The sequence below is a fragment of the Okeania sp. SIO2B9 genome, assembly GCF_010672505.1.
GTDB lineage: Bacteria > Cyanobacteriota > Cyanobacteriia > Cyanobacteriales > Microcoleaceae > Okeania > Okeania hirsuta.
In genome coordinates this window covers 1-9,010 of sequence record NZ_JAAHGK010000133.1, presented here as the reverse complement: position 1 = coordinate 9,010, position 9,010 = coordinate 1, and the positions used below count along the sequence as shown (strand labels likewise).

The following is a 9,010-nucleotide window of genomic DNA, read 5'->3' as shown; positions in this document are numbered from 1 at the left end:
TGTTAGCTCCTGCATCTAGGGTAATATTTCCTCCATTTCCTGAGTTTCCTTCTGATGCCTGAGAAGAGGAATCAACCGATGCCATCTCAATGTTACCTTCTGCATCTAGGATAATATTTCCTCCATTTCCTGAGTTACCTTCTGATGCCTGAGAAGAGGAATCAAGTGATGCCATCTCAATGTTAGCTCCTGCATCTAGGGTAATATTTCCTCCATTTCCTGAAACTGAACGAGCAAAAACTGAGCCTATTGTAGTATCAATTGAGCCGGTTGTGCTTTCTATACTAATATTACCAGCATTGCCACTACCACCGTTGGTTTCTTCTCTTCCAAATTCATCAACAATAAATTCACCAGAATTAGTAATAATCTCTGCCGTAGTAATATCCCCTACCGCATTTATTTCTATATCGCCTCCATCACTATCAACAGATGAAGCATCTAACGAACCTGTAAGAATATCTCCAGAAATAGCATTAAGGTTAATAGCACCTCCATTTCCTTGACCAGAAGCAGAGTTGATAGCTCCATCCTCATCTACATCTACAGTTGCTGGCAACTCCCCACCAAAATAGACTGGCAACGCCGAAGTATCAATATTCCCCAAAACAAGACCGGCACCTGCAATAGTTAAATTTCGCCCATTGGTCTTAATAGTATCCGCATCACTGCCAACATCCGCTTCGTTATGCAACATGGTCACAGCACCAATTCCATCTCCATCCACATCTGCCCGAAATTCTATCTCTCCTTCCCCAGGCAGAAATTCCAACGCATCATCCTCTATATCCTCAACTGTAATATCATTTGTAGCTGCCAACTTAACATCCGCATCCCCAGAAGTTTCATCAAATTCATCATTGATCGTAATATTTGTTCCAGACAAAGAAACACTTTCCCCACTAGCTGTAATTCCGCTACCCGTAGCAACAATATCTCCCGTAGCTTCAATATTAATTGCACCACCTGTCCCACTATCAACTTCTGTATTTTCTCTAGATGCTACCTCAGAATTATTCTCTGTAGCATCTTGCTCCGAAATAAAAATACTTTCTGTTAAAGTCACATTTCCTGCACTCTGAATTTCTATATCTCCCCCAGCAGTAACAATACCATTAACATCCTCTCTCACATCACCAATATTCACATCTCCCAACACATCAAAAAATGCTCCACCACTGCCAGAAACAGCTTCTAAATTTTCTACATTCAACTGCAAAGGTGCATCAGTTAAACCTATTCCTCCACTGCCATTTGTTTCAAATAAAACACTACCCGCATTAATAATTGAACTATCAGAAACTCTGGCAATATTTCCACCATTGGCATTAACTAAAATTTGCCCTGTTGTTGTTAAGTTTCCCAGATTTATATCCCCTACTTCTCCTAAGTTCCCCAACTGAATATTAATGGTGCCACTTCCGGCATTTAATGTTGTTCCATCTAATTGATTTATTGATGCTGCTCCGGCACTCCGGTTAGCAATATCCATTTCATCATTATTACCGAGTAGGTCAATATTTCCATTGCCAATTGATGTGTCAATATCGGCATTGATGTTAATATTGCGACCTGCTTTTAATTCTACAGATTCTGTAGTTTCTATCTTTTCATTAATTGTTATGTCGTTGTCGGCAAATAAAATTATATCTCCTGATAATTCTCCAATATTTTCTGCTGAAATTGTGACATCAGAATTTTGATCTTGAGCAAAGGGGTCTATTGGTGTTTCTGTTTCTATTGTTTCTGAGTTCTCAGTATTTTCTGTAGAAGTTATTTCTATCTCTGAATTTGTATTTTCTGCTATTTCTGAATTCTCAAGATTTTCTGTGGTTTCTGAATTTTCGGATTTTTCACCAGATGCTACTTCCCAATTATTATCTACTGTTTCTGTTTCTGCATTTTCGGAATTTTCTGCTATTTCTGAATTCTCAACATTTTCTGAATTTTCTGTGGTTTCGGAATTTTCACCAGACGCCACTTCCGAATTTTCACCAGACGCCACTTCCGAATTATTATCTACTGTTTCTGTTTCTGCATTTTCTGTGGTTTCGGAATTTTCACCAAATGCCACTTCCGAATTATTATCTTCTGAACTTTCAGTATTTTCTAACTCTCCCACTGTTAGATTTTCTGGGTCTAATAATATTGTTCCTGGGGTGCCAAATGCTGCACTAACATTGACATTTCCATCAAATATTAATTGTTGTTTTCCTGATACTTCAACAAACCCTCCATCACCAGAAAATTCTCCTCCTCTGGCACTAATATTCCCGGCAAAATTAGTTATTCCATCGGACCAAATTATTACTTGACCGCCGTCACCATTTGTGGTAGACTCAGCGGAAATAAATGAGTTATTGTTAACAAATGTTTGCTGAGAGTTGGGTACTATTCCATTACCTTGAAAGTCGCCTCCGATTAATACTCTTCCCCCTCCATTTAGACCATCGGCGTTAATATTGGCATCGATAATTGCTACGCGATCGCCTAACACATTTATCTGTCCTCCGACATTAGATCCCCTCTGACCCCCCTTTTTAAGGGAACTGGAGTTGGTATTCCTTTCCATTCTTTGAGAAATCCCCCTCCAGTCTCCCTGGGAAAGAGGAAGACTATTCATATACCCCCCTTCTTCGATCCCCCTTCCGTCCCCCTTAAAAAGGGGGAAACGATTCATCTCCCCCCCTTGATAAGGGGGGTTAGGGGGGATCGAAACGTTGATATTTCCCGAAGTAATTGCTGTACCTGGTAAATCAGCTACCAGGATATTTGAATCTATCAACACCACATCACCATTTCCATTCACAGTCATAGATGTGGCCTGAGTTATTTCTCCACCTGTTAAAAGTTCGGGTAAGGATAAGGGAGTCATACCAGAAATATCTTCCCCATTCGCTATTGTTGAACCTACTTCCAAACTTAATAAATTTCCTGGTTGGGATATTCTCAGAGTACTACCTCCTTCTACTGCTGTGATAGTAACGTTGCCGCCTGCTGTGGAGAGTTGCCCTGTGTTGATAACCGTGCCACCCAACAAAGTAAGATTTTCCCCTGGGTTTAAACTGAGGTTCCCTTCGTTAACTATAGCGCCTGGGTTTGAGACATTAAAATGATAGCCACTGGGGTTTCCTACTAGGTTGGCATAATCATTTGTTCCCATGGCTTGAAACCAGAAGTTATTGCTGTTAAAACCTATACCTGTGGCTGTGGTCACGCTGAATGAGGTGGGGACATTAAGGCTAGCCTTTGGGCCAAACATTATGCCTGCCGGGTTCATCAGGAAGAGGTTAGAATTACTACCGATGACTTGGATCAGACCGTTGATAATTGAGGCGTTACCTCCTGTGATTCTGCCGAAAATATTGCGAGTATCTGGAGTGGTGAGAAAGTTAGCTGTTTGACCGGAGTGAACGTTGAATTGGTCAAAACTGTGGAAGAGGTTAGTCCCATTATGAGCGCCACCTTGAATATTAAATTGATTGCCGTTTTGATTGACGGTTGTACCTGTGCCGTCGTTTGAGGGGGTTATGGGTTGAGATTTGGCGGGAGTTGTAGCCAATATCCCTAAAATTACAGTCAGAGCTGTTATACTGTAAGATTCTAATTTATTAGCTTTCATAAAAAACTTCTGCAGTTATAATACTCATTATAAGTACACAGAGGCATGAGGCAAGGACAATATTTTTAGTCAAAATATCATCGTGTTTTTCTTCTAGAGATTGTAGCAACGATCCTCCTGTTTATGCCACTAAACAGAACAGCCTAATTTTTCTCTTCCGATATAATATTAGAACCTTCGATCTTGATTAAATATCATAGTCGTCAACCCAGGCCCAAATAAGATAATAGTTAACATTCGAGTCAGTTGAATTGCCAACACTTAGTATTTTTGCGCAAGTCTTGATATTGCTATTTTGGGTGGCGGTGCATTGTAATTATTAGTGTTGAATTTTTGGCGTTGCACAGTGACGAATGATTTGAGATTTTTGATGAACAGGATTTTGGATTAATCAATTGCTAGAATTATTACAGCAGTTTTGGAGTTGATGAGGTACAAAATTTTAGGACTTTAGGGAGTAGGCAGTAGGGAAAAAAAGATTAATTTTCGGCATTGGTGAATTAATGTATGATATTAATCTTAATTATCTAGGAGTCAGGAGTCAACCCACCCCTCGCCCCTCCCCCTCCCAGGAGGGGAAGTCAGGAGTCAGGAGGGAAGAAAGAAGAAGAAAGAGTAGTAGAGGGAGAAAGTTTTTTGTTTGCGCTCTTATCCGGACAAGATATCATACCTCTTTTCACCAACGCCTAATTTTCAAATTGTACCTCACTATCCTAAAAAGTGCTATAATATTAGCTGCTGAAGTGCTGATAGCTGACTGCTACTTCAACTTTTGACTTTTGACTTCCGCGTAGCAGCACTAGAGATTTTCATTCTCTTAAGTATCAGAGTTGTCAACCCCGGTCCCACTAAGATAATAGTTAACATTCGAGAAAGTTGAATTGCCAAAACTAAACCAGCATCACCACCCAACTCATTAACAGTTGCGATCATGGCTTCTAACCCCCCTGGGGTGAAACTTAAAACAGAAGTAATTAAGTCCACCTCTGTCAAATTATAAAACCCGTAACCTACTCCAAAGAAACCGATAATTAACCCTATTACCAGTGCGATATCAATTAAAATAGCTTTCCACAATTTGCGAGCATTTTCCCAGTCAAACTGAACCCCTATAGAAATTCCTACTAGCAGCAGTCCAACTGCAAATAACCATTGAGGAACTTGTAATTGATATGGCGCTCCCCACAAAGTAGTTAACCCAACTGCAAAACTACCTAAAAAAGCAGAGGAAGGCAAACGTAATAAATTTCCCCCCCAAATTCCTAAACCACAACATCCTGCTATAATTAATAAATTCCCAAACATGGGTATGCTTGTTTTACCCGATGCTAATAAAGTTGTAATTTGAGTCTGGTCGATAGCTGGAAACATGAATATGGTAGCAGTTGGCATAATAAATACCACTAATAACAATCGCAAATACTGAAGGATAGCAACAGCAATAGGGTCTGCACCTAGTTCTTCACTCATAGCAACAATAGCGGAAGCAGTTCCAGGAATAGATGCTAGAAAACCTGTAGAGCGACTAACTCCACTCCACAACGACAACAAATAGCCTTTCAACATACTCAAGGCAGCAGTGATGAAAATACATCCCACTACAGGAATAGCATAAGTGCTAACTAAACTAATTGTTTCTGGGGAAAAACGAAATGCTGTAGCAATACCAATTATTGCTTTGCCCAGCATAATTATTACTCTCGGTAATGGTTGGGGAGTACCTTTAGCGATCGCATAGATAATTCCGGCAATCATTGGCCCTAGCAGCCAACCGACGGGAAAGTTTAGCCAATAGAATATAAAACCTACTAAAATAGCTAAGGTTATGGGAAGAATGGTACTTTTGATAGTTAATAATTTGGAGATAATTTCTTGGTAGTTTAACACGCTCAACGATATATTAAAAAATTTGGCAGACAACTTATATTTATATAGCAGGGAACAGCTAATATAATTCTGGTTCAACTTGATTTAATCTCATGCTTAAAATTACTCCCAAAAATCTGTTACATCCCGACTATCCTTTCGCTCCTAAAAATTTCCCGTTTTTTTATGGCTGGATAATTTTAATTGTTTGCACCATTGGAGTAATAATGAGCATACCAGGTCAAACTATTGGGATGAGTGCTTTTACTGACTATTTACTAGCTGCTACTGGTCTGTCACGGTTACAACTGAGTAATGCTTATTTTTTTGGTACTTTGACCAGTGGTTTACTATTGCCTTATGGCGGAGTATTGCTAGACCGTTTTGGGGCGCGAGTAACTGTTGTTTGTGCATCAGTAGGTTTAGCTTTAACTTTGTGTTATCTGAGTTTTAGCGATCGCCTAACTACTCTCGTCAGTAACGCATTTCCTAGAATTTCCGATTCAACTATAGCGCTATTAATGCTGATATTAGGTTTTGTCTGCCTGCGTTTTTCCGGCCAAGGTATGTTAACTATGACCAGTCGTACAACTCTCGGTAAATGGTTTAACCGTCGCCGGGGTTTGGTTTCTGGTATTAATGGTTTATTCATGGTTTTTGGGTTCTCTATGGCACCCTTAGTTTCAAGTTCATTGATTAATACTTTAGGTTGGCGAAATGCTTGGCTAACTATGGCAGCAGTTGTTGGTATTGGTATGGGGTTAATAGGGTGGGTATTTTATCGCGATCTTCCTGAAGAATGCGGTCTATTAATGGATGGAGAAGTACAAACACCTACGGTTGAAGTAGAAAACTCATCTGAAAACAACTTGCAAGATTTTACCCGCGCTGAAGCTATCGGCACAATTATGTTTTGGGTGGTGACATTAGTATTATCCTCCCAGTCTTTGATATTTACAGGTATCACTTTTCATATCGTTGATATTGGTGCCGAATTTGGATTATCCCAAGTACAGACAGTAAGTATATTTTTACCGCAGGCAGTTGTATCTACTATTGTTGGTTATTTGATGGGGATGGCTGCAGACCGAGTTAATATCAAATATTTATTCATGGTTATGATGGTTGGTGAGGCAATAGGTGTTGCTTCTATTGCTAATCTTGGCGTGCCTTTATTTCGGGTATTAACTATTGTGGGGTTTGGCATTAGTACGGGATGTTTTGGTACTTTATCGGCAGTAGCTTTACCGCGTTTTTTTGGTAGAGCTTATTTGGGTGCTATTTCTGGTTTTCAGATGATGATTTTGGTGATAGCTAGTGCTATAGGACCTTCTTTTTTAGCTATATTTAAAGATAAATTGGGTTCTTATCAACCTGGTCTTTATGGTTGTTTGATATTGGTAATTTTGATTTTAATTCTCACCTTTTTTGCCCGTCATCCTCGCAAACTTGATAGATGAATTATATCAAGTCTGGTTAATTAGTATAATAAAAATGTCCTCCTCTAAATACTATGGATGTTTATGGCTTTTATCTTGACAGTCTTATTATTAGAGTACTTCAATAGTATTGAAAATTTTGGCGTTGCTGATTCTGGGTATGATGCAAGCCCCCCTAGCCCCCCAATTTTGGGGGGAATAAAACTCTAAAAGTCCCCCAATTTTCGGGATTTAGTGGGCTTGACCAGAACCAAAAATCGCACATTCATACTTCAATTCAGCAACGCCAAAATTTCGACTAACTAGGCTTACTTATTGGAGGATGGCTAACCAAGGCTTAGTAGATATGGTAATGGAGAAAATTCAATGGAACGAGACCCGGCAGTTTAAAAAAAAGTTTCAGTTAGCTGGACTTTTGGCCTGGGGTCTGCTGAGTGGGAATAAATGGTCTAGGGCAGTGGCAAGAGATGGAAATGGACTATTTACATATGCGCTACATAAGCAGTAAGAAGAAAAGCGTTAAAACTTTTCCTGTAATTTTACCTGGAGCGAGTGCCGATAATATTCCTAATTACTTATTAAGATATTCATTTTGTGACTCTTGAGAATTTAGAGGACGATGGTGAGATTAGCAAACTATTGGAAATATTTCCGGAAACTAAATCAAAACGGTTGTCACAAAGAGTAGAAAAAGTAATAGGGGAAATATATGAGTGAATCAAGAATCATAAAAATATCTGGCTGTGATGACCAAAACCGTACTGGAGATGTGATTTTTGTTCATGGTTTGGATGGACACCCTCGTAAAACTTGGCATCCTCAAGAAAAAAGTGATGATGACAATTTTTGGCCTGTTTGGTTGGGAGAAGATTTGCCAGATATGGGCATTTGGTCTTTAAAATATGAGGTAAGTTCTTCTCACTGGAAGGGTGAGAGTATGCCTTTAGTTGATCGCGCTACTAATATTCTGAAACTTCTTGACACCTACAAAATTGGTGATCGCCCCCTATTTTTTATTACTCATAGTATGGGAGGACTTTTGGTAAAGCAGATGCTGTATCGTGCAGTATATCTCAAAAATCCAAAATGGAAAGCAATTGTAGACCAAACTCAAGGTATTGTTTTCTTTTCTACACCGCATTCTGGGTCTAATCTGGCTAATTTGATTAAGTATATGGGTTGGATTCTCCAAACTACTGTTAGCATTGATGAATTGGAAGCTCACCATCCACGGTTGCGAGAACTAACAGATGTTTATCGGAGTAGCAAAAAGCTAAGTAAAATTCCATAGGAATTTTACTGCGAAAAGCAAAAAACTTACTGTGGAAATGTAGGTTTTTTAGTGGTAGATGAAACTAGCGCCAACCCTTATATTGGAGATGTGATTCCAATACCACTGGATGAAGAAGACCCGGACGCCGCGACCGCCGTCCCGAACACACCGACCCCCACTCCGACACCGACACCCGCACCGACACCGACCCCCGACCCGACACCGGCCCCCGACCCGGATGCCGGGCCCGACGCCAATCCGAACCCCGAAACCGGGGCCGACGACACCCCGACCCACGAAAACGGCGGCGCCTGCCCACCGTTGCGCTAGCGTTCCGGCATGGACGTCACCGAAGCAACGATCGACACCGAAACCGACGACGGCACCATGGCCGTCGTCGTCACCCACCCGACCGACGCCCCCACCGATCGCGACGCCCACCCGGCCGTGCTGCTGTACCTCGACGCCCCCGGCCTCCGGCCCGCAACCCGGGAATTCATGGCCCGCATGGCGGCCGAGGGCTACACGGTCATCACCCCCGACCTGCATCACCGGCAGGGTCGCCTGCTCCACTTCGAACCGAAGGACATGGCCGCCGACCCCACCGCCCAACAGACGATGCGGGGCTGGATTCAGGCCATGACCGACGACCAGATCTAGAGCCATCGCAATGCAGCTCCCCCTTTCTCGCTCTAATCAGGCATCTATTCAGTTGAGTAATGGTTTTGCCTCTGACCCATTTGTTGATCCAGCCTCCGATCAGCTTGGCGGATTAATGATTACTGGCTGTTCGCAGTTCGGCAGTGCAGG

At 41.3% G+C, this 9,010-nt stretch carries 7 protein-coding genes; 5 read left to right on the top strand and 2 right to left on the bottom strand.

The window, feature by feature from the left end; translation table 11 throughout:
- Positions 1–3,622, bottom strand: a 3,622-nt coding sequence (locus F6K13_RS07245) for a filamentous hemagglutinin N-terminal domain-containing protein (RefSeq protein WP_287287097.1), incomplete at its 3' end; no start/stop codon positions are given.
- Between the two features lie 503 nt (positions 3,623–4,125).
- On the opposite strand from F6K13_RS07245, the gene F6K13_RS07240 reads away from it, so the two are divergent.
- The gene (locus F6K13_RS07240; RefSeq protein WP_124147225.1) at positions 4,126–4,398 is read left to right on the top strand and encodes a hypothetical protein; all 273 of its coding nucleotides are present in this window, start codon (positions 4,126–4,128) and stop codon (positions 4,396–4,398) included.
- Here the strand turns inward: F6K13_RS07240 and F6K13_RS07235 are convergent.
- The gene (locus F6K13_RS07235) at positions 4,388–5,509 is read right to left on the bottom strand and encodes an AbrB family transcriptional regulator (protein WP_240039164.1); all 1,122 of its coding nucleotides are present in this window, start codon (positions 5,507–5,509) and stop codon (positions 4,388–4,390) included. The two genes, F6K13_RS07240 and F6K13_RS07235, sit on opposite strands and share 11 nt — an antisense overlap.
- A 92-nt stretch (positions 5,510–5,601) precedes the next feature.
- Between F6K13_RS07235 and F6K13_RS07230 the strand changes: the two genes are divergently transcribed.
- The 4 genes from F6K13_RS07230 to F6K13_RS07215 all read left to right on the top strand — a co-directional run bounded on the left by F6K13_RS07230 (position 5,602) and on the right by F6K13_RS07215 (position 8,860).
- Positions 5,602–6,948, top strand: coding sequence for a nitrate/nitrite transporter (locus F6K13_RS07230; RefSeq protein WP_287287095.1), 1,347 nt, complete (start codon positions 5,602–5,604; stop codon positions 6,946–6,948).
- A 301-nt stretch (positions 6,949–7,249) separates the two neighbouring features.
- The gene (locus F6K13_RS07225) at positions 7,250–7,435 is read left to right on the top strand and encodes a hypothetical protein (protein ID WP_287287093.1); all 186 of its coding nucleotides are present in this window, start codon (positions 7,250–7,252) and stop codon (positions 7,433–7,435) included.
- Positions 7,436–7,636: 201 nt separating this feature from the next.
- Positions 7,637–8,218, top strand: a complete 582-nt coding sequence (locus F6K13_RS07220; protein ID WP_287287091.1) for a triacylglycerol lipase — start codon at positions 7,637–7,639, stop codon at positions 8,216–8,218.
- 321 nt (positions 8,219–8,539) lie between these two features.
- The gene (locus F6K13_RS07215; protein WP_287287089.1) at positions 8,540–8,860 is read left to right on the top strand and encodes a dienelactone hydrolase family protein; all 321 of its coding nucleotides are present in this window, start codon (positions 8,540–8,542) and stop codon (positions 8,858–8,860) included.
- Positions 8,861–9,010 lie beyond the last annotated feature (150 nt).